The organism is Variovorax sp. Varisp46 (assembly GCF_059491885.1).
This window is the reverse complement of sequence record NZ_CP168515.1, coordinates 1,646,066-1,669,768: the sequence shown is the minus strand read 5'-3', so window position 1 is coordinate 1,669,768 and position 23,703 is coordinate 1,646,066. Positions and strand designations below refer to the sequence as shown.

At 66.3% G+C, this 23,703-nt stretch carries 18 protein-coding genes, 1 tRNA gene and 1 riboswitch; of the genes, 9 read left to right on the top strand and 10 right to left on the bottom strand.

The features are described 5' to 3' along the window. Positions 1 to 55: 55 nt before the first annotated feature. The gene (locus tag ACEN9N_RS07855; RefSeq protein WP_413315429.1) at positions 56 to 673 is read right to left on the bottom strand and encodes a TetR/AcrR family transcriptional regulator; all 618 of its coding nucleotides are present in this window, start codon (positions 671 to 673) and stop codon (positions 56 to 58) included. A gap of 104 nt (positions 674 to 777) precedes the next feature. Between ACEN9N_RS07855 and ACEN9N_RS07850 the strand changes: the two genes are divergently transcribed. Beyond that, complete coding sequence (locus ACEN9N_RS07850) at positions 778 to 2,238, top strand: efflux transporter outer membrane subunit (protein ID WP_495655812.1); 1,461 nt, start codon at positions 778 to 780, stop codon at positions 2,236 to 2,238. Positions 2,239 to 2,248: 10 nt separating this feature from the next. Here ACEN9N_RS07850 and ACEN9N_RS07845 read toward each other — a convergent pair whose 3' ends face one another. Further along, positions 2,249 to 2,944, bottom strand: a complete 696-nt coding sequence (locus tag ACEN9N_RS07845; RefSeq protein WP_007836872.1) for a Crp/Fnr family transcriptional regulator — start codon at positions 2,942 to 2,944, stop codon at positions 2,249 to 2,251. 101 nt (positions 2,945 to 3,045) lie between these two features. Between ACEN9N_RS07845 and ACEN9N_RS07840 the strand changes: the two genes are divergently transcribed. Beyond that, a complete protein-coding gene (locus ACEN9N_RS07840; RefSeq protein WP_495655811.1) occupies positions 3,046 to 4,638 on the top strand; it encodes a tannase/feruloyl esterase family alpha/beta hydrolase in 1,593 nt (530 codons plus the stop codon). Between the two features lie 145 nt (positions 4,639 to 4,783). Here ACEN9N_RS07840 and ACEN9N_RS07835 read toward each other — a convergent pair. From ACEN9N_RS07835 to cysS, 6 genes are all read right to left on the bottom strand, one after another. Next, positions 4,784 to 4,876: transfer RNA gene (locus ACEN9N_RS07835), tRNA-Ser, on the bottom strand. Between the two features lie 26 nt (positions 4,877 to 4,902). Further along, positions 4,903 to 6,171, bottom strand: a complete 1,269-nt coding sequence (locus tag ACEN9N_RS07830; protein ID WP_007836888.1) for an aspartate kinase — start codon at positions 6,169 to 6,171, stop codon at positions 4,903 to 4,905. A gap of 55 nt (positions 6,172 to 6,226) precedes the next feature. Next, positions 6,227 to 7,204: a tRNA lysidine(34) synthetase TilS gene (tilS, locus tag ACEN9N_RS07825; RefSeq protein WP_495655810.1), complete on the bottom strand. Its 978-nt coding sequence runs from the start codon at positions 7,202 to 7,204 to the stop codon at positions 6,227 to 6,229. Between the two features lie 15 nt (positions 7,205 to 7,219). Beyond that, positions 7,220 to 8,200: an acetyl-CoA carboxylase carboxyltransferase subunit alpha gene (locus ACEN9N_RS07820; protein WP_495655809.1), complete on the bottom strand. Its 981-nt coding sequence runs from the start codon at positions 8,198 to 8,200 to the stop codon at positions 7,220 to 7,222. Positions 8,201 to 8,216: 16 nt separating this feature from the next. Beyond that, positions 8,217 to 8,867, bottom strand: a complete 651-nt coding sequence (locus ACEN9N_RS07815; protein ID WP_007836894.1) for a DNA-3-methyladenine glycosylase family protein — start codon at positions 8,865 to 8,867, stop codon at positions 8,217 to 8,219. A gap of 17 nt (positions 8,868 to 8,884) precedes the next feature. After that, positions 8,885 to 10,261 carry a cysteine--tRNA ligase gene (cysS, locus tag ACEN9N_RS07810; RefSeq protein ID WP_007836896.1) on the bottom strand — a complete coding sequence of 459 codons (1,377 nt, stop codon included), beginning with the start codon at positions 10,259 to 10,261 and terminating at the stop codon, positions 8,885 to 8,887. 203 nt (positions 10,262 to 10,464) lie between these two features. Between cysS and ACEN9N_RS07805 the strand changes: the two genes are divergently transcribed. The 5 genes from ACEN9N_RS07805 (at position 10,465) to ACEN9N_RS07785 (ending at position 13,858) form a co-directional block, all read left to right on the top strand. After that, positions 10,465 to 11,055 (top strand): tetratricopeptide repeat protein, encoded by a 591-nt coding sequence (locus tag ACEN9N_RS07805; RefSeq protein WP_007836897.1) that lies wholly within the window; start codon positions 10,465 to 10,467, stop codon positions 11,053 to 11,055. Between the two features lie 76 nt (positions 11,056 to 11,131). Next, a complete protein-coding gene (locus ACEN9N_RS07800) occupies positions 11,132 to 11,728 on the top strand; it encodes a peptidylprolyl isomerase (RefSeq protein ID WP_007836898.1) in 597 nt (198 codons plus the stop codon). A 26-nt stretch (positions 11,729 to 11,754) separates the two neighbouring features. Further along, a complete protein-coding gene (locus ACEN9N_RS07795) occupies positions 11,755 to 12,267 on the top strand; it encodes a peptidylprolyl isomerase (protein ID WP_007836899.1) in 513 nt (170 codons plus the stop codon). After that, positions 12,264 to 13,052, top strand: a complete 789-nt coding sequence (locus ACEN9N_RS07790; protein WP_413315412.1) for a UDP-2,3-diacylglucosamine diphosphatase — start codon at positions 12,264 to 12,266, stop codon at positions 13,050 to 13,052. Before ACEN9N_RS07795 ends, ACEN9N_RS07790 begins: the two co-directional genes overlap by 4 nt. A 14-nt stretch (positions 13,053 to 13,066) precedes the next feature. Next, positions 13,067 to 13,858: a M90 family metallopeptidase gene (locus tag ACEN9N_RS07785; RefSeq protein ID WP_495655808.1), complete on the top strand. Its 792-nt coding sequence runs from the start codon at positions 13,067 to 13,069 to the stop codon at positions 13,856 to 13,858. Between the two features lie 89 nt (positions 13,859 to 13,947). On the opposite strand, the gene ACEN9N_RS07780 is transcribed toward ACEN9N_RS07785, so the two are convergent. Beyond that, entirely contained in the window at positions 13,948 to 16,809 is a 2,862-nt protein-coding gene (locus tag ACEN9N_RS07780) for a DUF349 domain-containing protein (RefSeq protein ID WP_007836903.1), read from the bottom strand. 201 nt (positions 16,810 to 17,010) lie between these two features. Beyond that, positions 17,011 to 20,826 carry a DUF748 domain-containing protein gene (locus ACEN9N_RS07775; protein WP_495655807.1) on the bottom strand — a complete coding sequence of 1,272 codons (3,816 nt, stop codon included), beginning with the start codon at positions 20,824 to 20,826 and terminating at the stop codon, positions 17,011 to 17,013. 599 nt (positions 20,827 to 21,425) lie between these two features. On the opposite strand from ACEN9N_RS07775, the gene ACEN9N_RS07770 reads away from it, so the two are divergent. Both ACEN9N_RS07770 and glyA read left to right on the top strand, forming a co-directional pair. Beyond that, complete coding sequence (locus tag ACEN9N_RS07770; RefSeq protein ID WP_007836916.1) at positions 21,426 to 22,262, top strand: lytic transglycosylase domain-containing protein; 837 nt, start codon at positions 21,426 to 21,428, stop codon at positions 22,260 to 22,262. A 28-nt stretch (positions 22,263 to 22,290) separates the two neighbouring features. Continuing rightward, a riboswitch (ZMP/ZTP riboswitch) is annotated at positions 22,291 to 22,414 on the top strand. Positions 22,415 to 22,455: 41 nt separating this feature from the next. Beyond that, positions 22,456 to 23,700, top strand: coding sequence for a serine hydroxymethyltransferase (gene glyA, locus ACEN9N_RS07765; RefSeq protein WP_007836917.1), 1,245 nt, complete (start codon positions 22,456 to 22,458; stop codon positions 23,698 to 23,700). Positions 23,701 to 23,703 lie beyond the last annotated feature (3 nt).

Sequence of the window (23,703 nt, the reverse complement as noted above, 5' to 3'; positions counted from 1 at the left end):
GACCGCCATTCTGATACCAGTGACTAATTCAGTCAATGGTCACATCTCTTTTTTCTCAAGGCGACAGGCTGCGCAGCACCAGGCCCGACAGTTGTGCCGGCGCTTCGGCCGTGTGGTCGAAGCTGTGCTGCAGAAGCAGCGGATTGATGTAGGGGTGCATGACGAGATAGATGGCCCCCGCCGCCTCGTCCAGTGGCGTCTTGCGCTCGAACTCCCCCATTTCACGGCCTTCACGCAGGATGTCGTGGAGCAACTGCCGAATGCGCTCTTCATGCGTGATCGCCGACTGCCAGCGCTCGGTCGCCGCAGAAATCGCGATCTCGTAGAGCTTGCGATCCTGGGAGAACAGGCGAAGGCTGGCTTCGACCACCGACTTGAACATCCGGCGCAGCTTCTCGGGAGGGCGATCGGCGCCTTCGACGGCCGCCCGGATCTCGGCTTCGATCTCGCGCAGGCAGTTCGCACAGATCATCTCGCCGATGGCCTGCTTGGACTCGAAGAACTTGTAGATGTAAGCCTTGGAGAAACCAATGGCTTTGGCGAGGTCGGAAACAGTGGTCTTCTCGTAGCCATACCGGCTGAAGTGCTCCGTGGCCGCGAGAACGATCTGGTCCCGCACGTCGTGGTCGGCCGGGCCGCGTGCAGAAACGGAAGAAAGGGTGGCTTTGCTCATGCCTGAAGCTTAGCGCCTCCCCTGAAAATCAACAACGAGTGACCATATTGAATTATAGTCACTTCATTCGTCACGCTTTTCTTGACCATCTTCCGGAAGAAGCCATGCTCCAACGCACCCTTGCCACGCTCTTCGTTGCCAGCCTCGCTGCAGGATGCGCAGTCGGCCCCGACTATGTCCGGCCTGAGGCGCCCTTGCCCGAACGGTACATGGGCCAAGCCGCCGTCGATCGACGCCCTGCCACCTCCAATGCCGATCTCACCGCATGGTGGATGGGTTTCGGCGACCCGCAACTGGCCCGGTTCGTCGCGCTGGCGCTGGCGCAGAACCTTGACCTCGCGCAGGCGTCCGCGCGCGTGGCCCAGGCTCGCGCAGGACTCGGGGCGGCGAATGCTGCCTTGCTGCCGTCAGGAAATGTCAGCGGCCAGTCGGCCAGGGCCTACCAGTCGGTTGAAACGCCCCTGGGACAGGTGTTGAACTCGAGGCCCGGTTTCGATCGTTACGGCAGCGCCTACGAGGCCAATCTCGGTGCGAGCTGGGAACTGGACGTGTTCGGCAGCCTGCGCCGTGGACGCGAGGCGGCGCAGGCGGACTACCGGGCTTCGGAAGCAGGCGCGGCCGCCACCCGGTTGGCGGTGGCGGCACAGACCGCCGATATCTACATCAGCATCCGGGGGCTGCAGACCCGGCTCGACGTGGCGCGCCGGCAGGTGCGCACGCAACAGGACTTGCTCTCCACGGCCAACCTTCTCTATGGCAAAGGGCTGGCGGCTGAACTTCAGGTGCGGCAGGCCGAAGGTGCACTTGCCCAGGTTGGAGCCTCCGTCCCGGTCCTGGAGGCGGGCCTGGACGCGGCCATGAACGCGCTGGATGTGATGCTGGGCTCGCCGCCGGGTACGCATCGGGCGGAACTGGCCGAGGCCGGTGCCATACCGGTCGCCCCGCAGATCAGGGACGCGGGCTCGCCGGGCGAGTTGCTCAGGCGACGGCCCGACCTGATCGCGGCCGAGCGCCGCCTCGCCGCATCGAACGCCCGGATCGGGGTCGCCGTCGCGGAGTACTACCCCAAGTTCTCGCTGAGCGGGCTGATCGGCAGTGCGACGTCGGTGTCCGGCGGTCACCTGTTCACCGGCGGTGCCAGCCAGGCCGCCGGGGTGCTGGGCCTGCGCTGGCGCCTCTTCGACTTTGGCCGCATCGACGCGCAGATCGACCTCGCCAAGGGACAGGATGCGGAGATGCTCGCCGCGTACCGGCTGGCCGTGCTGCGCGCCACCGAGGACGTGGAAAACGCCTTCTCGGCGCTGGTCAAGCGCGAGGAGCAGGCCAGCACGCTCGCGCAGGGCGTGGATTCGCTCGGCCGCGCGCGAGGCGCTTCATTCGCGGCCTACCAGAAAGGCGTGGTCAGCCTGATCGAAGTGCTGCAGGCAGACGAGAACCTGCTGCGCGCCTCCGATGCACGGGCCCAGGCGCAAACCGAATCGGCACGCGCCGCGGTGACAGCCTTCAAGGCACTGGGCGGGGGTTGGCAACCCGGCAGCAAGTCCGAGGTGGCGGCCATCGAATAGCCCAAGGCCCTCACTCCGCGTGTTCGCGCGCATACAGCCGCAGGCCGTCGACATCCAGCACGTCGATGCTGCCGTAGCGGATGTGAAGCAGGCCCGCGTCCTCGAGTTCGTGCAGCGCGCGGTGGGCGATCTGGCGCGAGATACCGGCCAGCCGGCCGATCTCTTCCTGCGATATGTGCAGCACAGGATTGGTCTGGGGATTGAGCTGCGGGTTGAAGAGTTCGGCCAGGCAATGTGCCACTCGCGAGTTGATGTCGTGCATCCGATAGCCTTCAGCGAGGGCGATGAACTGGCCAAGCCTTGCGTTGAGCTGGTTGATCATGAAATGGCAGAAGGTCAAGCTGTTGGCGACCAGGTAGTGGAAGGTCGAGCTCGGCATCAATGCAATGCGGCTGTCTCGCAGCGTCGCGACACCGTAGGGACGCGACTCTCCCTTCAGAACGGATCCTTCTCCGAGCCACCCTCCATCGGATACCCCGGTCAAAGTGGTGCTTCTGCCATCCGCCGAAAGAACATCCACCTTGACCATGCCTTCGACGACCCCGATCCAGTGCGTGGCCGGGCTCGATTTCTGACAGACGATTTCGCCGGCCGAATAGAAACGATCCTGCGTTTCCTGCTCGACGCGCTGAAGCTGTTCTTGCGACAAGCCGCGAGCCCAGGCAGCCGCTCGCAGCATGGCAATGGTCTGCACGTGCTTTGTCATTGGAAAGACTTTCTTCCTCGACCGTAGTGCCTAGCATGCGCTGCGCAGGCGATGGTCCGGGCCGCCTGAGTTTATGTGGCAGTACGAACAGGAGACAAATCATGAAAAACCCTCTCTCGATGGCGCGCTGCGCTCTTGCGTGCATCCCCATCATGCTGGCGGCTTGCGGCGGCGGCGGCGGCGGGAGCAACCTGCCGGTGTTGTTCCCCACGCCTGCGCCGACATCGACCCCGCCGCCAACGCCCGCGCCAGCCCCAGTCGCGTCAGCGCAGGAGAAGTGCACGGCCTTCGCCGGCGCCTCGCTCGCCGGTGCGTCGCTGAAAGACGCCAAGCTCGTCGCCGCAGCGGCGGACTCCGCGGAGTACTGCAAGGTCACGGGCACTCTTCATGGCACGCTCAACTTCGAGGTGCACCTCCCCACCGCGTGGAACAACAAGCTCCTGTATGCCGGCGGTGGCGGCTGGGACGGCAGCATCAACATCACGCCCATCTCGCCCAGCGGGTCCACCGCAGGCTACGTGCTCGTGGCCTCGGACGGAGGGCGCCAGGGAGACGCCTTGGACGCCTCGGTCTTCCTGAACAATTCCACGGCACAAGCGGACTTCGGCTATCTCTCGATCCACTCGGTCAATGAGGTCACCAAGGAGATCGTTCGCCAGCGCTACGGCTCGGATGCCACGTTCAGCTACTTCGAAGGCTGCTCCAATGGCGGCAGAGAGGCGCTGATCCAGGCCACGCGCTTCCCGAACGACTTCGACGGCATCGTCGTGCGTGCGCCGGCCTACTCTTTCACCGAACTGTTCCAGGCCTTCGTTGCGAACGGAAAGGCTCTCGCGGCACCGGGTGGACAGCTCAGCGATGCAAAGGCCTCGCTTATCGGCAAGACCGTCACCGCGCAGTGCGATGCGCTTGACGGCATTGCGGACGGCATCGTGAGCAACCAGGCCGCCTGCACCTTCGACCCGGCGGTGTTGCGCTGCACGGCAGGAGATGCGGAAACCTGCCTGACCGACCAGCAGATAGCGACGGCCAACACGATCTATTCCGAACTCAAGCGTGCGGACAGCACGAGCGTCTATCCCGGCTGGGGCCCCGGCGGCGAGAACCTGGGCTGGCCCCTGTGGGTGACCGGCTCCGCCATCGGCGGCACCGGCCTCCAGTTCATGTTCGGCAGCGGCCTGGTGAAGTACTGGGTCACGGGCGACCCGGCCTTCAACGTGCTGGGCTTCGATCCGGAGCTCTACTCTGCGGGACTGCGCCTCGCGGCCACAACACTCGATGCGACGCCCGACCTCCGCTCCTTCTTTGGACAGGGCGGCAAGATGATCCTTGCTCACGGAACGAATGACTGGGCGATCAGCTACAAGGGCTCGATCAAGTACTTCAACGATGTCGCGACCGCGGTTGGTGGCGCGTCCACGCGGGATGCCTCGATGGAGTTCTTCCTCCAGCCGGGCGTCCAGCATTGCTCTGGCGGGGTCGGCCCTGACACCGTCGATCTTGTGGACGCTGTCGTGAAATGGCGAGAAGGTGGTGCCAAGCCCTCCGCGCAGAGCATCGTGGCGAAGAAGCTCGATCCGGCGACCAAGGCCGCCACGCTGGCGCGCCCCTTGTGCCAGTACCCGACCTTCCCGAAATACAAGGGCAGCGGCGACGCGAACTCAGCCGACAGCTACAGCTGCCAAGGTTCTTGAGGACCGAGGAAAGCCGCGAGACTTGGCTCCGTCGGAAAACGAAGATGAACAACGCGCCGCCGAGAGCTTCAGGGCGATGCCCGCCGCTTTCCCGGAGCATGAAAAAAGCCCCGCCGATCACACGATCAACGGGGCTTCATCAACTTGGCGGAACCGGAGGGATTCGAACCCTCGATGAGGCTCTACACCCCATACTCCCTTAGCAGGGGAGCACCTTCGGCCACTCGGTCACAGTTCCTGAAAGAAGCCGAGATTATGCCATCTTTAGGCGCTCGGCTGATCCAGATCGAAGGCTTTGTGCAGTGCGCGCACTGCCAATTCCATATATTTTTCGTCGATCACAACCGAAGTCTTGATTTCGCTGGTCGAGATCATCTGGATGTTGATGCCCTCCTCGCTCAGCACGCGGAACATCTTGCTCGCCACGCCTACGTGGCTGCGCATGCCGATGCCCACGATGCTGACCTTGCAGATCTTGGTGTCGCCCACGATCTCGGTCGCGCCCAGCGAGGGCATGACCTTCGACTGCAGCAGGTCGACCGTCTTCGCGTATTCGTTGCGATGCACGGTGAAGCTGAAATCGGTCTTGCCGTCCTTGCTGAGGTTCTGGATGATCACGTCGACTTCGATGTTGGCGTCCGCCACGGCACCGAGGATGTGATATGCGATGCCGGGCTTGTCGGGCACGCCGAGCACCGAGATCTTGGCTTCGTCGCGGTTGAATGCGATGCCGGATACGACGGCTTGTTCCATGTTTTCGTCTTCCTCGAAAGTGATCAGCGTGCCGGACTTGGCCTCTTCATTGATGTCGATGTCCCACGGCGTGAAGCTCGAGAGCACACGCAGCGGCACCTTGTACTTGCCGGCGAATTCCACCGAGCGGATCTGCAGCACCTTGGAGCCCAGGCTCGCCATCTCGAGCATCTCTTCGAAGCTCACGGTCGTCAGGCGGCGCGCATCGGGCTCGACGCGCGGATCGGTCGTGTAGACACCGTCCACGTCGGTATAGATCAGGCATTCGTGCGCCTTCATGGCCGCGGCGATGGCCACGGCCGAGGTGTCGCTGCCGCCACGGCCCAGCGTGGTGATGTTGCCGTCGTCGTCTACGCCCTGGAAGCCGGTGATGACCACCACCTTGCCGGCGTTCAGGTCGGCCATGACGCGCTCGTCGTCGATGCTCTCGATGCGGGCCTTGGTGTACGAGTTGTCGGTGCGCACCGACACCTGCCAGCCCGCGTAGCTCACGGACTCGACGCCTTCGGCCTGCAGCGCGATGGCCAGCAGCGCCGACGACGCCTGCTCGCCGGTCGAGGCCAGCATGTCGAGCTCGCGGCTGTGGGCCACGCCGGGTTTACTGGGCGCCAGTTCCTTGGCCAGGCCGAGCAGGCGGTTGGTCTCGCCGCTCATGGCACTCGGAACCACGATCATCTGGTGGCCTGCGCGCGCCCACTTGGCGACGCGCTTGGCGACATTCTTGATGCGCTCGGTCGAGCCCATCGACGTACCGCCGTATTTGTGAACGATCAATGCCATGGGTGAAATCAGAGAAAGGGAAAGGGCCGCTTGAAAGGCGGCGCCCTGCAAGCTGTCAGAGCAAAGTCTTCGGCGAGGGCGAAACATTGTACCAATGCAGGCAATCGCCCTGCCGCTCGACGAAACCGGCGGCCACCTTGAGGTGGATGCGGTGGCCGCGCGTGGCGCAGGCGCGGACCTGGTCGAGCAGCTGGTCGAGCTGCGCGGCGCTGGGCGCGCAGCCGTGCGACTGCATCAGCCAGTGGCGCAGCACGTTGGCCTGGCGGGCGCGCGACAGCGTCTGCAGCGTCGCAATGCGCGGCGGGCTGCCCACGGTTTCCAGGTCTTGCGCCGCCAGTTCGGCCAGCAGCTGCTGCGCCTGTGCGGCATGGCCAATGCTGCGCGCAAACGTCGTACGGAACTGCGGAAAGGCCTGCTCCAGCGCCGGCAGCAGCACGGAGCGAATCCGGTTGCGGGTGTAGCGTGCGTCGCCGTTGGTCGGATCTTCGATCCACGGCAGGCCTCTACCGGCCAGCCATTCGCGGATGTCGGCGCCGGCAACGGCAAGCAGCGGCCGATGGATGTCGAGCCCGTTGCGTCGCGCCTGCGCTGGCATGGCAGCGAGCCCCGGGAGCCCCGCGCCGCGTGACAACGCCAGCAGCAGGGTTTCGACCTGGTCGTCGGCGTGATGCCCCAGCGCCACACATTTGACAGCCGCCCTCGCCCCATCCGCGCGTGCCATCTCGGCGAACGCCGCGTAGCGGGCGCGGCGGGCGGCATCTTCCGGACTGTCGCCGGGCGCATGCCGCGCATCGACGCGATGGACGACCAGCGGCACGCCCAGGCGTTCGCACACCGCCCGGCAATGCCGCTCGAAATCGTCGGCCGCAGCCTGCAGCCCGTGATGCACATGAAAGGCGACCACCTGCCCCGGCCAGCGCGATGCGCAGGCAGCCAGCAAGGCGGTTGAATCCGCGCCGCCGCTGAAGCCCACCGCCAGCGGCCAATGCGCCGGCTCGAACGCGGCGATGGCGCGTTCGAAAGCGGAGTTCATGACAGCGCCCGCGCGTTATCTGACGCTGTCGGCCTTGGTGTCGTTGAAGCGGCCGTAGCTCTGCAGGCGCTCGTAGCGGCGATCCAGCAGTTCCTTGGTCTTCAGGTCGCCGACCTGGCGGAACGCGTCGTTGAGCGCGCGCTTCAGGAAAGCCGCCATCTGCCGATGGTCGCGATGCGCGCCGCCGACGGGCTCGTTCACGATCTTGTCGACCAGGCCCAGCGCCTTGAGGCGGTGCGCAGTGATGCCCAGCGCATCGGCCGCTTCCTGCGCCTTGTCGCTGGTCTTCCACAGGATGGAAGCGCAGCCTTCGGGGCTGATCACCGAATAGATCGAATACTGCAGCATCACCAACTGGTCGCCGACCGAAATGGCCAGCGCGCCGCCGGAGCCGCCTTCGCCGATGATGGTGACGATGATCGGCACCTCGAGCTGCGCCATCTCGAAGATGTTGCGGCCGATGGCTTCCGACTGGCCGCGTTCCTCGGCGTCGATGCCGGGGTACGCGCCGGGCGTGTCCACGAAGGTGAACACCGGCAGCTTGAACTTCTCGGCCATCTTCATCAGGCGCAAGGCCTTGCGGTAGCCCTCTGGCTTGCTCATGCCGAAGTTACGCGCGGTGCGTTCCCTCGTGTCGCGGCCCTTCTGGTGGCCAAGCACCATGCAGGGCACGCCGTTGAAGCGCGCAAGGCCGCCCACGATCGACAGGTCGTCGGAGAAGTGCCGGTCGCCGTGCAGTTCGACGAAGTCGGTGAAGATCTCGTTGACGTAGTCGAGCGTGTACGGGCGCTCCGGATGCCGGGCGATCTTGGTGATCTGCCAGGGCGTCAGGTCGCTGTAGATGTCCTTGGTGAGCTGCTGGCTTTTCTTGCCGAGCTGATCGATTTCTTCAGAGATGTCGACCGCGGATTCGGTCTGCACATAGCGCAATTCTTCGATCTTGGTTTCGAGTTCAGCAATGGGCTGCTCGAAGTCGAGGAAGGTTCGTTTCGCCAACGTCTTCTCCTGTTGTTCAATACGCGACTGGAACCGGGTCCAGCGATCGCCAAATATACCAAGTCGCCACGCTGCAATATGGCGCCCAGGCCACGGCGACGTCGCGGGCATCGCTGCGGCTCACGGGATCGCCGGAAAAATAATTGACGCTGATGCCGTTGAGCAGCCCCAGGTCGTCCACGGGCAGCACGTTCGGGCGCATCAGGTGAAAGATGAGGAACATCTCGGCCGTCCAGCGGCCGATGCCGCGGATGGCCACCAGCTCCTCGATGATGAGCTCGTCCGACATGTCCTTCCACGCGTCGACGTGGACCATGCCCGAATCGAAATGCAGGGCCAGGTCGACGAGGTACTCGATCTTGCGCGCCGACAGCCCTGCCCCGCGCATGTCGTCGACCTTGAGCTTGAGCACGTTGGCCGGCGTGAGCTTGCGCGGCAGCGCGGCGAACTTGTCCCAGACCGACTGCGCGGCCTTCACCGAGATCTGCTGGCCCACCACGCTGCGCGCGAGGGTGGTGAACGCGTCGCCGCGCGACTCGAGGCAGGCATCGCCGAACTTCGGAATGAGCCGCTTCATGACGCGGTCTTTCCGGGAAAGGTGCTTGCATGCCTCCTCCCAATAGTCCGGCGTATAGATCTGGACGCTGGTCTTCCTGGTGGCGGGCATGGGGTTCGTCGTTCCGTTCACTGCGCAGCCGCCCAGGTCGTGCCTGTGGGCGAATCCTTGAGCACGATGCCCTGCTCGAGGAGTTCCTGGCGGATGCGATCGGCCTCGGCGAAATTCTTCGCGGCCTTGGCTGCGGCGCGCGCTTCGATCCTGCCCTGGATGGTGGCCTCGTCGAGCGTGGCGCCCGCGCGCAGGAAGGCCTTCGGGTCGTCCTGCAGGATCTGCACGCAGCCACCCAATGCCTTCAGCAATCCGGCCTGGGCGGCCGATTGCGTGCGGTTCACTTCGCCCGCCAGGTCGAACAGCACCGCCACGGCTTCGGGCGTTGCGAAGTCTTCGTCCATCGCGGCCTTGAAACGCGCGGCGTACGGGTCGGTCCAGTCGATCTTCACGTCGGCCGGCGCCACGAGATCGAGCGCCGTGTACAGCCGCTTGAGCGAGGCGCGCGCATCGTCGAGGTGGACGTCGCTGTAGTTGAGCGGGCGCCGGTAGTGCGCGCGCAGCACGAAGAAGCGGATGGTCTCCGCGTCGTACTTCTTGAGCACATCGCGGATCAGGAAGAAGTTGCCAAGGCTCTTGGACATCTTCTCGTTGTCGGTCACGATGAAACCGTTGTGCATCCAGAAGTTGGCCAGCGGCTTGCCGTTGGCCCCCTCGCTCTGCGCGATTTCGTTCTCGTGGTGCGGAAACTGCAGGTCTTCGCCGCCACCGTGGATGTCGAGCGTCTCGCCGAGCAGTTCGCAGGCCATGGCCGAGCACTCGATGTGCCAGCCCGGACGGCCGGCGCCGAATTCGCTGGCCCACTTCACCTCGTCGGGCTCGGTGGCCTTGGCGCTCTTCCAGAGCACCGGGTCGAGCGGATCGTCCTTGCCGTCGAGCACGGCCACGCGCTCGCCCGCATGCAGCTCGTCGATCGACTTGCCGCTGAGCTTGCCGTAGCCCGGGAACTTGCGCACCGCATAGTTCACGTCGCCGTTCTCGGCACGGTAGGCCAGGCCCTTCCTCTCGAGCGTGCCGATCATCGACAGCATCTGCGGGATGTAGTCGGTGGCGCGGGGTTCGTGGGTGGGGCGTTCGATGCCCAGCGCGTCGGCGTCTTCGTGCAGCGCGTCGATCATGCGATCGGTCAGCGCGCGGATGCTCTCGCCGTTTTCAACGGCGCGGCGGATGATCTTGTCGTCGATGTCGGTGATGTTGCGCACATAGGTGACATCGAAGCCGCTCACCTTGAGCCAGCGCTGCACCACGTCGAAGGCGATCATCGAGCGGGCGTGGCCGAGATGGCAGTAGTCGTAGACCGTCATGCCGCAAACGTACATGCGCACCTGTCCCGGTTGCAATGGGGAGAATTCCTCCAATTCACGCGACAGCGTGTTGTAGATGCGCAGACTCATGAGGCTCGGAAAGCGTCGTTTCGCGCACGTGCGGCACGGGCGAAAGACGGTGTTTTTCAGGGGTGACGGGGGCTGTGTCGCGAGGGGTTGGACATGGCCCCTCGGCTACAATCCGACCTAGTATAAACGTCTGCTGCCGAGCGGCGTGCGGGTGTTCCCCAAGCCCGCTGAGCCCGCATCTCCCCCATTTCCGCCGAGGCTTCATGAAGCACGCCGCATTCTCCAGACTCTCCATTGCCTTCGCGCTGCTGTTCAGCCTGTGGGGCTCCGCAGCGCACGCCAACGAATACGACGACGTGAACCTGATGCTGCGCCAGGGCAAGTCGAACGAGGCGCTCGCCAAGGCCGACACCTACATCGCCGGCAAGCCGCGCGACCCGCAGATGCGCTTCCTGCGCGGCGTGATCCTCACCGAACAGAACAAGCAGGCCGAGGCCATCGCCGCCTTCACGCAGCTCACGCAGGACTTCCCCGAGTTGTCCGAGCCCTACAACAACCTGGCCGCGCTGTACGCGTCGCAAAGCAAGTTCGACCAGGCGCGCGCCGCGCTGGAGCAGGCCATCAAGCTCAACCCGAACTACGCCACGGCGCACGAGAACCTCGGCGACGTGTATGCCCGTCTCGCTGCCCAGGAATACGTGCGTGCGCAACAGTTCGCCAGCACCAATGCGAGCGTTGCGCCCAAGCTCGTGCTGATACGCCAGATCTTCACGCCGAAGGCCGAGGCCGAGGCCGCCCCCCTGCCCGCACCGCCGGCGGTCATTCGCAAACCGGTCGGCCGCACCAGCAAGTAATCGCCACCGCCGGCATGGGCGCCGCAACGGTGCCTGCCGTGCGGCCCCGTTTCCTCATCCGCACACGGAGCCTCATTTGACGATCCAGTCCCTCTCCCGCTTCAGCCGCCGCAGCGCACTCGCGCTGGCCACCGCCCTCGCGTTCGCAGCCACGGCCCATGCACAGACTGCCGCGGCGCCGCACGTCAAGCTGGCCACCTCGGCTGGCGACATCGTGGTCGAGCTCGATGCGGCCAAGGCACCCAAGTCGGTCGAGAATTTCCTGCAGTACGTCAAGGACAAGCACTACGACGGCACGGTGTTCCACCGCGTGATCGATGGGTTCATGATCCAGGGCGGCGGCTTCACGGCCGACCTGCAGCAAAAGCCCACGCGCGCCCCCATTCCGCTGGAAGCGAGCAACGGCCTGAAGAACGACAAATACACGATCGCCATGGCCCGCACCGGCAATCCGAATTCCGCGACCTCGCAGTTCTTCATCAACGTGAAGAACAACGACTCGCTCAACGCGCCCAACCCCGACGGCTACGGCTACACCGTGTTCGGCAAGGTCGTCGCCGGCACCGACGTGGTCGACAAGATCCGCGCGGTGGCCACCGGCAACAAGGGCGGCATGCAGAACGTGCCGCTCGAAGCCGTCACCATCAAGTCCGCCACGCTGGTGGCGAAGTAATTCATTTCCCAAGCAGGAGTCCCCTCATGAGCAATCCCCAAGTCGAACTGCACATCAAGAACTACGGCGTGATCACGCTCGAACTCGACGCCGCCAAGGCGCCGAAGTCGGTCGAGAACTTCCTCTCGTACGTGAAGAAGGGCCACTACGACAACACGGTGTTCCACCGCGTGATCCCCGGCTTCATGGTGCAAGGCGGCGGCTTCGAGCCCGGCATGCAGCAAAAGCCCACCGGCGCCGAGATCGAGAACGAAGCCAACAACGGCCTGAAGAACGCCAACTACACCGTGGCGATGGCCCGCACCAGCGCGCCCCACTCGGCCACCGCGCAGTTCTTCATCAACGTGGCCGACAACGGCTTCCTGAACCACACCGCACCTTCGGCCCAGGGCTGGGGCTATGCCGTGTTCGGCAAGGTCATCAACGGCACCGACGTGGTCGACAAGATCAAGGCCGTGAAGACGGGCCGCAAGGGCTTCCACGACGACGTTCCGCTCGAAGACGTGGTGATCGAGAAGGCCGTCGTCATCGCCGAGTGACTGTGAGCCCGGCGGCGGCCGCAACAACGGTGTTCAAGGAACTGGTGGCGCCGCCTGCGTGGCGCACGGTCGACCTGATTTCCGACCTGCACCTGCAAGCCGGCGAGCCCGCCACCTTCGAAGCCTGGCAGGGTTACCTGCAGACCACGCCGGCCGATGCGCTGATCATCCTCGGCGACCTGTTCGAAGTATGGGTCGGCGACGACTCGCTCGACTCCGCTGGTTTCGAGGCACAGTGCGCCGAGCTGCTGTGCCGCGCCGCGCAACGGCTGCCGGTGTTCTTCATGCACGGCAACCGCGACTTCCTCGTCGGCCCCGCTTTCGCTGCGCGATGCGGCTTCACGCTGCTCGACGATCCCACGGTGCTCGTGCTGCACGGCCAACGATGGCTGCTGAGCCACGGCGACATCCTCTGCCTCGAGGACACCGAGTACCTCAAGTTTCGCGCGCAGGTTCGCACGCCCGAGTGGCAGGCCGCATTCCTGGCCAGGCCGCTGGAAGAGCGCCGCGCGCTCGCACGTTCCATGCGCGTGCAGAGCGAAGACCGCAAGCGCAACCCCTCGGCCATCTGGGCCGACGTCGACACCGCCGCCGCGCGCAACTGGCTGCAGCAGGCGAACGCCCACACGCTGGTTCACGGCCACACGCACCGCCCTGCCGATCACGACCTGGGCGACGGCCTGCACCGCGTCGTGCTGAGCGACTGGGATGTGGCAGCGCATCCGCCGCGCGCGCAGCTGCTGTGCCTGTCCGCCGCCGGCGCGCAGCGCGTCGATCTGCGCTAGCCGCGCCGCCGCCAATGTTCAAGTGGCTGCGCCGCCTGCGCGCCCTGCCCCCGATTCCCGAAGCCGCCTGGCAGTCCGCGCTCAGGCGCTACGCCTTTCTCGGCGCCCTGCCCGCCGCCGACCGGCAACGCCTGCGCACGCTGACGGCCGAGTTCCTGCGCGACAAGGAATTCCACGGCGCCAAGGGCTTCACCATCACCAATGAAGTCGCGCTGGCCATCGCGGCCCAGGCCGTGCTGCCGGTGCTGCATCTCAAGGGCGGACTGAACTGGTACGACGACTTCGTCGGCATCGTCGTGCACCGCTCCGAGGTGGTGGCGCGCCGCAAGGTTGTCGACGAGGCCCAGGTGGTGCACGAGTACGGCGAAGTCGTCGCCGGCGAAGCCATGGACCGCGGCCCCGTCATGCTGAGCTGGGACGATGTGCTGGCAAGCAGCATCACCAGCGAGCGCGGCTACAACGTCGTGATCCACGAGTTCGCCCACAAGATCGACATGCGCAGCGGCGACGCCAACGGCTGCCCGCCGCTGCCCCCCGGCTTTGCGGGCCAGCGCAGCGCGCGCGCAGCCCGCACGGCGTGGCTTGCTGTGCTGCAGCCTGCCTACGAGGAATTTCGCGAGCAAACCATCAAGGCCGAGCGCTTCGGCGGCGAGCCGCCATGGCTCGACGCCTATGGCGCCACCTCGATCAGCGAGTTCTTTGCGGTGGCGTGCGAGGCCTACTTCGTGAACCGCCCGAACTTCGCCCGGGACTTCCCGGGCGTGCTCGCGCTTTTCGATGAATTCTTCATCGGCGGGAAGGCCTGAACGACTCGGCGTTCGATTCGCTGCCCCAAAAGAAAAAAGCGCCCGGCGAAGGGCGCCTTTTTTCGTGGCCGCGACTTTCGGCCGGCTGCTTACTTGCGCAGCAGCGCCTTCAGTGCGTTCTGCAAACGTCGCGCGCTGGAGGCATCGTGTGCAGCAGCCAGAACCTTGCCGGCATCCTGGCCCCAGGTCTGTGCCGGCGCCGGGTCGCCACGCTTCGTGAGCAGCTTGAGCTGCAACGCGCGGCGCGCGTCGAGTTGTTCGGCCGGCGTCGGCACTTCGGCCGCCATTTCGAGGCGCAGCAGCGCTTCGGCGGCATCGGGCGCGGCGGCCGTCGGCGCGGAGCCGATGGCTTGCGACCAGCCGCTGCGCACAGCGGGCGTGACTGCGCGGCCCAGCTCCTGAATGCTCGGCAGGCGGCTGGCGTCGCGCTGTTCCCAAGCGCCCAGCACCTGCGTCAGCGCTTCGCCATGCGCCTGCGCGGCGAGCTTGCGCAGCGCCATATCGGCGCGTTCGAGTGCTTCGCGTTGCGCGCGGAAGGCTGCATCGCCCAGACGCGGGCCACGGTCTTCGAAACGCGGCGGACGGTCGCCGAAACGGCCCGCAGGTGCGCCGCGATCGCCGCGTGCGTCCGAGCGCGGAGCACCGCGCTCGCCTGAGCGGCCCGGACCGCCAGCGCCAGGCCGACCGCCTTCGCGGCGGTCGCCGAACCGGCCACCTGCGCCACGGGCTGCGGGAGCCGCTTCGGCCTTCTTGCTGCTGGGGCGGTCGTCGCCGCGCATCGCCACGACGGGCTTGGGCGCGGGCTTCGGTGCCGCGGCCGGCGCTTCGACAGCGGCGGCTTCGCCGGCGTCATGCGCCGGGCCATCGGCGCGTGCCGAGGCATCGGCACCGTCAGCGGGCGCCACGAGATCGACCGAAGCGGCAGGCGCCTGGCTTGCGTGCGTACCGGGCGAGGCTTCCGCATCGCTCGGGCTCGGCGCCTGCTCCGCGCTTTCGCCGAATTCAGCGGCGGCCTGACCCGGAGCCTCGATCTCGGTCGCACCAACCGACGGACCGTCGCTCGCGGCAGCGGCCTGCTCGGCCTTCGATGCGGGCGGCGGTACTTCACCGCGCATCGCGGCTTCCAGCCGGGCAATGGCGGCGCGGATCTTCTGCACGTCGCCGCCAGCATTGGCTGCGTCGAGTGCCTTGGACGCGTCAAGCACATGGCGGTCGTGCTCGCTCATTGCGGACGACGCCTTTTCGCGCTCGGCCGTCTTGCGGTTGAAGGCTTCGTCGATGGGCGCGCGGAATGCGTCCCACATTTTCTGTTCGTGGCGGCGGTCGAGCGGCACGCTCTGCGCCTCGGCCTGCCAGCGCTGCTGCAGCGCCTTGACGGCATCGATGCGCAGCACCGGCTGGGCGCCGAGTTCGATCGCCTCGGCGATCATCGCCTGGCGGCGTTCGACGCTGGCCTTCTGCGCGGCCTCGAACGGAGCGCGGGCCGCGCCAAAGGCTTCGTTCCACTGCGACTGCAGCTCGGCGAACACCTTCTCGCCCACGTGGCCGCCGTCCCGCCAACGGTCGGCGAACTGGTGCAGCGCGCGGTTGTGCGCCTTCAGGTCGGTGGCGCCGGCATGTTCGGCAGCCCAGGCCTTGACTTCTTCGATCAGCGCGACGCGGTGCGCGCGGTGCTCGGCCGCATCGGCGCGGACCTTCTCGAGCCAGGCCTCGACCACCTTGTGGGCTTCGTTGCAGGCTTCGTCGAAGCGCTTCCAGAGCGCGTGGTTGGGCACGCCGCCCTGGTCGGCCTGCTTCCACTGATCGCGCAGGGCGCGCAGGGTTTCCTGCATCTTGCGGCCGCCGAGGGCCTGGCCCTCGGGACGCTTGAGCAGGCCTTCGGCCTTGGCGACGAGGTCTTCGCGCACCTTGTCGGCACTCCAGCGCTGCCACCCTTCGAGTTCGCCAGCGGCCACCAGCGCGGCATGCACGCGGGCTTCGAGCGGCGCCTCGACCAGCTTGCCGTGTTCCTTGAGCACGGCGCGCAGCGCAGCAGCCGCACCAGCGCTGGCCTTGCCATGGCCTTCGGCGGTTTCCTGCTCGAGCTTGGCAAGCGCGGCCTGCACCGCTTCCTGCGCAGCGGCGCGCACGGCCGGGTCGACCTTGGGCGCAGCGGGGCGAGCAGGGGCGGCAGGCTTTGGCGCCACGACCTCGCCGCGCGCAGCGCGCAATTCATCGGCCCACACGGGCACGGGCGGCAGCGGTGCGGCAGCATCGGCCGCGGCCGCGACGGCCTGGGCCAGCGCGCTGTGGAAAGCATCGGACACCACCAGCAGTTGCGACTTCGACGATTCGAGCTGCGGCGCGAACTTGGCGTCGAGGCTGGTCCAGTTGGCGTCGGCCGTGATCTCGCCCGCCTGCTGCTGCCAGTGGGTCACGTCGGCGCGCAGAGATTCCTCGGCCGCCTGGGCATCCTGCCAGCCCTTGGTGGACAGCACCTCGAAGCGCTGCGCCAGCAGCACGGCGGCTTCGCGGTGCACCTGGGCACGGTGCTGCAGGTCTTCGATGCCCTTGACGCGTTCGGCCAGCCTGGCTTTTAGACCAGCCAGCGGTTCGCGCGACAGCGGCGCGCCGGCCTTGGCGGCGTCGCGCTGCCAGGCCAGTGCATCGGCGATGTTGAGCTTGGACTGGCCCAGCAGCGCTTCGGCCTTTTGCGCCCATTCGGCGGCAATGGCCTCCTGGCCCTTGGCGCGCTTGAGTTCGTCGAGCTTTTCGCGCAGCAGGCGCGCGGCGCCCTTGTCGCGACCGCTCAGCTCCTTGAAGACCTCCTGCATCAGCTCGGGCGCGGGGTTGCCCGCGAGCCAGTCGCGGATGCGCGCGGCGCGCTCCCCGGAGGTCGGCGCGGTGAAGGCGCCGCCGGTGAGCGTGTCGAGGGCCTGAAGGTCGTGTGGCTTGGAAGAAGTAGAGGTCACTGCGCGAAATCGTTGTCTTGGTAGAGAAAGCGAAGGCGCCGGCCAAGGCCGGCGCACATCGATATTTTCACCCACTTGCGGTTAGCCGCTGAATTCCGTCCTGAAACGGTGGCGAACACGGGTCGTGGGCGGGAGGCGAATGAACTACATATATAGCAAGCTGAAGAAAAAAACCAAGTCCCGCGGGCGGATCGCCGCGCCTCACCTCATGGTCAGGCTGAGCTCGGCGCCCGGCTTCCAGTCGCCGCCGCTGGCACTGGTGCGCACGGCGCCCAGGAACAGACGCTCGCTCGGCAGCTTCTTCGCGAGCAGGTAGTCGCGCACGGCCGCGCCGCGTTCGACCGCGAGCTGGCGCATCGACTCTTCGTCGACCGGCACACTGGCGAACAGCAGCTTCTCCATGTCCGGAACCGGAAGGTCTTTCGCCAGGCCGACGAGGTTGCGCGGCTTGGTGATGTCGGCGCGCTTGTACACGGCGGTCAGCAGCCCGGGGTATTCGGCATCGGTGACGGGCGGCACCTCGGTGCCGGTCTCCCCGCCGCGCACTGCGACCCGGCGCTTCTCGGCGTAGGCGAGCTGGCGCACGCGCTGGCGCTGGTAGGCGTCGCGCTCCTTCTCGAGGCTGGAGGTGCCGACCACCGTCATCTGCAGCGTGGGCCGGTCGGTCAGCGCCTTGGCGACCTTGTCGAGGCCCTCCTTGGCGGTGGCGCCGAGCTCCGAACTGCCGGGCTCGAAAGTAATGGCGCTCGATTCGTCGCTGCCGCCGCCGAGGCCGCCTGTAAGCAAGCGAAACGGTGCCGTCGCGGCCTTGGCGATCAGGTTGACCACGGCCTTCCAGATCAACGGGCCGACGCTGAACTGCGGATCGTTGAGCGACCCGCTGAGTGGCAGGTCGACGTCGATCACGCCGTTGCGGTCGGCCAGCAGCGCCACGGCCAGCTTGACCGGCAGGCTGCTGGTGGAGCCTGCGACTTCGTCGCCGAACTGCAGCTGGTTGAGCACCAGCTTGTTGGTGGCCGTCAGCTGCCCGTCCGGCGCGACCTTGTAGTTGACGTCCATGCTCATCTTGCCGCGCTCGATGCCGTGGCCGGCGTAGCGCACCGAGTACGGCGACAGCGGAGCGAGATCGAGGTCGCGCATCTTGGCAGTGATGTCGAGTTCGAGCGGCTTGGCCAGCGGATTGAGCTTGCCGGTGATTTCCAGCGCCGCGGTCTGCTGCGCCTTGCCGCGCAGTTCCAGGTCGGCCAGCGCGGGGCGGCCGCCCTCGCCCTTGGGCGGGTTCGACGAGAACGAACTGAGCTTGCCTGTCAGCTCGCTGAGGTCGGCGGAGTAGTTGGGCTTGACGAACAGGTCGGTGAAGTCGATCTTGCCGTTGACCAGGCTCATCGGGCCGAAGTTGATGATGGGTGCGGGGCCCGCATCGGCTGCCGGAGCGGGCCCCGCTGCGGTCGCCACCGGCTTGGCGGATGGAGGTGCCCCGCCGACCATCTCCTCGGCCGACACCGGCGCGCCCCCCGCGGGTTTCTGCACGGGTGCCCGGGCCGTGGTGGTGGAGGTTCCGCCCGGGCCCTTGCGGGTACTGGCCTCGCCGGCCGCCGCCGCAGCCGCGTTCGCCTCGGCCTCGCCCTTCTTGGTCAGGCTCGACAGGTTGAGCCGGCCGGTCGGGTCGACGATCACGCGGGCGAAGAAGTCGGTCAGCGTGGTTTCGCGCACGTCCACGTTCGGCGGGGCGTTGGGCGCCATGCTGACCTGCAGGCCGCGCAGGCTCAAGGTCTTCCAGCTCAGCAACTGGTTGGTGTTGCGATCGAAACCGGGCGACTGCGTGAGGGAGACACTGTTGGCGCGGAAGTCGTCGAGCGCGGTGTCGCCCGCCAGCTTCAGGCTCATGCCCGCCGGCGACGTGGCATAGCGCACCGTGCCGCGGTAGCTCGCGAAGGCGCGCCGGATATCGACGTTGAGCGCGTCCGCGTAGTAGGCCTTGAAGGTATGCGCGGGGAACGACGCCACCTCGAGCCGGCCCTCGGCCGCGAGCGGCTTGAGCACCACGTTGCCCTTGTAGTCGAAGCGGCCCGGCTCGGAGCGACCGGAGCCGATGCGGCCCGAGACTTCCAGCGGCGACGCCGTGCTGGTTTCGGGCGCGATCTTCTGGGCCTGAAGCTTGAAGGCAGTGACTTCCACGGCCACCGGGGTGGCGTCGGCCTTGTCCGCATAGGAAAGCGCACCGTTGTCGATCGCCAGCGTGCCGATGGTCAGCGCCCAGGGCTTGGTGTTGGCGCCCGGTTTCGGCGTCTCTGCGCCTGCGGGCTTGGGCGCGGCGACCTTGGCTTCGGCCTCCTTGGCGCCGCCGCCGGCCGGCGTCTTGAGCCAGCGTTCGAACATCCAGCGCTTTTCGCTGTCGCGCTCGACGCGCACCTTGGGGTTGGTCGCGGTGAACGAGGCCACGTTCAATGTGTGCTTCGTCATGTCGGCCTCGGCATCGACCAGCTCGAAGCGGCCGACGCTCGCCAGCGCGGTCTTGGCCTGGGTCAGCGCGAGACCGTCGGCGGACAGGCGGCGCGCCTTGAACTTCAGGTCGGGCTGGGCCCAGGCGACGTCGATCTGCCCGCTGAGCTTGCCGTCCAGCGTGGGCTCCAGGCTTTGTGCCAGATAGGGTGCGGCCAGCGACAGCGGCAGCGCGTCGACCTCGGTCTGCACGTCCGCCACCTTGTCGGTGGCGGTGCCCTTGAACTTGAGCGAGGCGCCGGCGATGGCCGTGCTGCCATTGAATGCGGCCGGCTTTTCCATCGGCCAGGTGACGCCCGTGACGTCGATGCCCAGGTCGATCAGGTCGACGGCCGCGGCCGGATTGGTCGTTTCATCGCGCCAGCCGATGCGCCCGCCGTCCAGCGCCAGCTTGTCGACCTGCACTTTCAAGGCCGGCTTTGGCACCGCCTTGCCGGCCGGAGCACTCGCCGTAGCGGCCGGCAGCGGCGCCGCCTTCTCGGCCGCGCCAGTGGATGGATCGGTGGCCAGCAGATTGAGCTTGCCGGCCGCGTCGCGCGCCACCGCCAGCTGCGGCTTGACCAGCGCGACTTCGCTCAGGTGGAACACCGATTCCAGCGGGCGCACGTCGGCCAGCGCCAGCTTGAGCGAGTCGAAGGCCAGCAGGTCGCGGCCGCGCGCATCGGCCACCTTGGCGGTGTGCGCCTCGACCGTGCCGGTGATCCTCAGGCCGGTGGTCTCCCTTTGTTCGAAGCCGATCTTCAGGTCGGCGTCGAGGCTGCCCGCCTGCAGGCGCACCGGCAGGCCGCCGGGGATGTAGCCGAGGTACGGCACCAGGTCGAGCCCCTTGAACTGCACGTGGGCGTCGGTCTTGCGGTTGTCGGCGAAGGGCGTGGTGAAGGCGGCCGAGTCGAACTTTCCACCATTGAGCGCGAAGGCCAGCTTGGGCTCGGTGTTGATGTCGCGCTTGGAATCGAGGTTGCTCAGGAACGGCACCTTGAGCACGAAGTCGCGCAGTTCGTGCTTGCGCTTGACCGTCTGGTCGTCGAAATCGACCGAGCCGCCATTGATCGCGATGTTGTAGATGGCAAAGCGCGCGGGCTTGGCGTTCGGATCGCGCGACGGGCCCGCCGAGAGCTTGGCCAGGATGTCGTCAATGTCGTATTTGCCGTCGGCCAGGTGCGTGAGCAGGACGGCGGGGCCGTCGATCGTGACTGCGTCGATCACCGGCGCAAGGCGCAGGAGCGACTGCAGTTCGGCATCGGCGTAGATGCGGTTGATGGCCACCTGCGGCTTGCTGCCGTCGGCGGTGGCAATGCGCAGATCGCTCAGCGTGAGTTCGAGCGTCCAGGGTTTGAAATCGATCTTTCCTACTGTTACCTGGCGCCCGAGCTTCTCGCTCGCGATCTTCTGGAGCTGGCTTTTGGCAATCGGCGGCACTGCCAGCCAGGCGATGGCCCAGAAGGCCAGCAGAACCAGCACCGCGACGACCCCACGCCGCGCCCATTTGTTTTGTTTGATCGAAGCAAAGTCCATCAAGGGAGTGTGCCGCAAACGGATGGCCAATCCAGAAGCAAGAAAGCCCGGCAACGCGACGGAATTGTCTTGTTGCCGGGCTTGATGGCGGGCCCAAAACCCATGCCATCGATTCGCGCGACCGGAAGTCAATGGTTCCTGCCGTGCTGGCAGCAAGAGATTGCCACCATGGATCCTCGGCCGCTGAGCCCTTGACTTGCACCTCGGGCTGCCGGACCTCGGAAAACACCTGAAAACTCAGGCCCGTCCAGATTAGGCGTCGCACCCTCGGATTGCAAACGCGTTTTGCCAAGGGGTTTCCCGTAAACCTAAACACCTCTTGCCAGTCGATTTTTTAACCTTTTATTAGCATAAAAAAACAATTTCTTATGCTTGACCGGGTATTTAGCCACGCTAGAATCCGCCCTGCTCCGACTGCCCGATGCAGCAGAGCCTCCCTGAATCCGCTGCCGAATTCCCCCGGCTTGATCAGGTCGCCGCGCCCTCAACCCCCTTCATTCCATGCGCGGAGCCTGATTCGTACCAATCCAAGCGTCGTTGCCTTTCATCCATCGCCTTCCCGGGCGCTGCGAGCAGGTGCCGCACAGAAAGGAAGAGCGATGAACAAGGCGTTCCATGCCACAGCCCGCGGGCTACGGACCTTCGTGTCCGACGTGGCAGACGGCTTTTTTGAAATCACCCACAACGGGTTTGCACTGGTCGGCCTCGCCATCGTGTTCGCGGCCCTCGCCCTCGTGGCGCGGCCCGACCTGCGCCAGACCGGCGAGGAGCAACTGATGGGTTGGCTGCAGTCGCGCAAGCCCGCGCCTGAAGCCACCGACCTGGAGCCGACCGCCATCGAGCGCACAACCGCCGCGAGCCCCGCCGACCTGCCCAAGCAGCAGGCCGCCGTGGCTTACTGGTTGAGCAAGAAGTACCGCGTGGCCGCCGAGCCGTTGAGCGTGCTCGTGGCCGAGGCCTACGGCATCGGCAAGCGCACCAAGATCGATCCGACCCTGATCCTCGCGATCATGGCCGTCGAGTCCAGCTTCAATCCGTTCGCCCAGAGCCAGGTCGGCGCGCAAGGCCTGATGCAGGTCATGACCCGCGTGCACGGCGACAAGTACGAAAGTGCGGGCGGCACGCTCACCGCCTTCGATCCGGTGACCAACATGCGTGTCGGCGTGAAGGTGCTGCAGGAATGCATCACCCGCGCCGGTTCGCTCGAAGGCGGCCTGCGCTACTACGTGGGCGCGGCCAATCTCGAGGACGACGGCGGCTACGCCAGCAAGGTGATGGCCGAGCACGAGCGCCTGCGGCAGGTGGCCAACGGCCGCTCGCCGTCGACTGCCACGCCGCCAAGCGTGCGTGCTCAGCCGATCCCCGTGGTAGTGCCGGCCAAGCCTGAGGAAGGCAGAGAGCCGGCCAAGGTCGCCCTGCTCTCCTCCGTTTCCTGAGCTTCGCGGGCCGGGTGTGAGCTACACTCGGCCGGTACGCGACTGGCGATAGGCGCAGCATCCGAACAAGGTGCCACGCGCTGACGTGGAACACCACTGGGAAGCGTACCGCCTGCACCACAGGCGTTCAGCCGTTCGCCTGGGCAGCCCTTGTTTGGTTGAAGAACAAGGACCTCGTCTTCAAAGGACTGCCATGTACCAACGCAATATCCTGGTCGAACAGACCGATCCCGAAATCTGGGCTGCGATCCAAGCGGAAAACGCGCGCCAGGAACACCACATCGAGCTGATCGCCAGCGAGAACTACGCCTCGCCGGCCGTCATGGCCGCCCAGGGCTCGCAGCTCACCAACAAGTACGCCGAAGGCTACCCGGGCAAGCGCTACTACGGCGGCTGCGAGCACGTCGACGTGGCCGAGCAACTGGCCATCGACCGCATCAAGCAGATCTTCGGCGCCGACGCCGCCAACGTGCAGCCGCATTGCGGCGCCTCGGCCAACGAAGCCGTGATGCTGGCCTTCCTGAAGCCCGGCGACACCATCATGGGCATGAGCCTGGCCGAAGGCGGCCACCTGACGCACGGCATGCCGCTGAACATGAGCGGCAAGTGGTTCAACGTGGTGAGCTACGGCCTGGACGCCAACGAAGCCATCGACTACGACGCGATGGAACGCAAGGCGCACGAGCACATGCCCAAGCTGATCATCGCGGGCGCCTCGGCCTATTCGCTGCGCATCGATTTCGAGCGCTTCGCCAAGGTGGCCAAGGACGTCGGCGCGATCTTCATGGTCGACATCGCCCACTACGCCGGCCTGGTGGCCGCGGGCGTGTATCCCAACCCGGTGCCGCACGCCGACGTCGTCACCTCCACCACCCACAAGAGCCTGCGCGGCCCGCGCGGCGGCATCATTTTGATGAAGTCGCAGCACGAGAAAGCCATCAACAGCGCGATCTTCCCGGGCCTGCAAGGCGGCCCGCTGATGCACGTGATCGCCGCCAAGGCCGTCGCGTTCAAGGAAGCCATGGCGCCCGAGTTCAAGGCCTACCAGCAACAGGTGGTCAGGAATGCTCAGATCGTGGCCGACACCCTTACCGAGCGCGGCCTGCGCATCGTGAGCGGACGCACCGAGAGCCACGTCATGCTGGTCGACCTGCGCGCCAAGGGCATCACCGGCAAGGAAGCCGAAGCCGTGCTGGGCGCCGCCCACATGACGATCAACAAGAACGCGATCCCCAACGACCCGGAAAAGCCGATGGTCACCAGCGGCGTGCGCATCGGCACCCCCGCCATGACCACGCGCGGCTTCAAGGACGAAGAGGCCCGCATCACCGCGAACCTGGTGGCCGACGTGCTCGAGAACCCGCGCGATGCGGCGAACATCGACGCGGTGCGCGCCAAGGTGCACGCGCTGACGAGCCGCTTCCCCGTCTACCGCTGATCA

Coding starts and splice junctions, on each gene's coding strand:
- ACEN9N_RS07785 (WP_495655808.1), top strand. CDS start 13,067: ATGTTCAAGTGGCTGCGCCGCCTGCGCGCCCTGCCCCCGATTCCCGAA.
- glyA (WP_007836917.1), top strand. CDS start 22,456: ATGTACCAACGCAATATCCTGGTCGAACAGACCGATCCCGAAATCTGG.
- ACEN9N_RS07815 (WP_007836894.1), bottom strand. CDS start 8,867: ATGCCCGCCACCAGGAAGACCAGCGTCCAGATCTATACGCCGGACTAT.
- ACEN9N_RS07775 (WP_495655807.1), bottom strand. CDS start 20,826: ATGGACTTTGCTTCGATCAAACAAAACAAATGGGCGCGGCGTGGGGTC.
- tilS (WP_495655810.1), bottom strand. CDS start 7,204: ATGAACTCCGCTTTCGAACGCGCCATCGCCGCGTTCGAGCCGGCGCAT.
- ACEN9N_RS07795 (WP_007836899.1), top strand. CDS start 11,755: ATGAGCAATCCCCAAGTCGAACTGCACATCAAGAACTACGGCGTGATC.
- ACEN9N_RS07840 (WP_495655811.1), top strand. CDS start 3,046: ATGAAAAACCCTCTCTCGATGGCGCGCTGCGCTCTTGCGTGCATCCCC.
- ACEN9N_RS07770 (WP_007836916.1), top strand. CDS start 21,426: ATGAACAAGGCGTTCCATGCCACAGCCCGCGGGCTACGGACCTTCGTG.
- ACEN9N_RS07845 (WP_007836872.1), bottom strand. CDS start 2,944: ATGACAAAGCACGTGCAGACCATTGCCATGCTGCGAGCGGCTGCCTGG.
- ACEN9N_RS07830 (WP_007836888.1), bottom strand. CDS start 6,171: ATGGCATTGATCGTTCACAAATACGGCGGTACGTCGATGGGCTCGACC.
- cysS (WP_007836896.1), bottom strand. CDS start 10,261: ATGAGTCTGCGCATCTACAACACGCTGTCGCGTGAATTGGAGGAATTC.
- ACEN9N_RS07855 (WP_413315429.1), bottom strand. CDS start 673: ATGAGCAAAGCCACCCTTTCTTCCGTTTCTGCACGCGGCCCGGCCGAC.
- ACEN9N_RS07805 (WP_007836897.1), top strand. CDS start 10,465: ATGAAGCACGCCGCATTCTCCAGACTCTCCATTGCCTTCGCGCTGCTG.
- ACEN9N_RS07850 (WP_495655812.1), top strand. CDS start 778: ATGCTCCAACGCACCCTTGCCACGCTCTTCGTTGCCAGCCTCGCTGCA.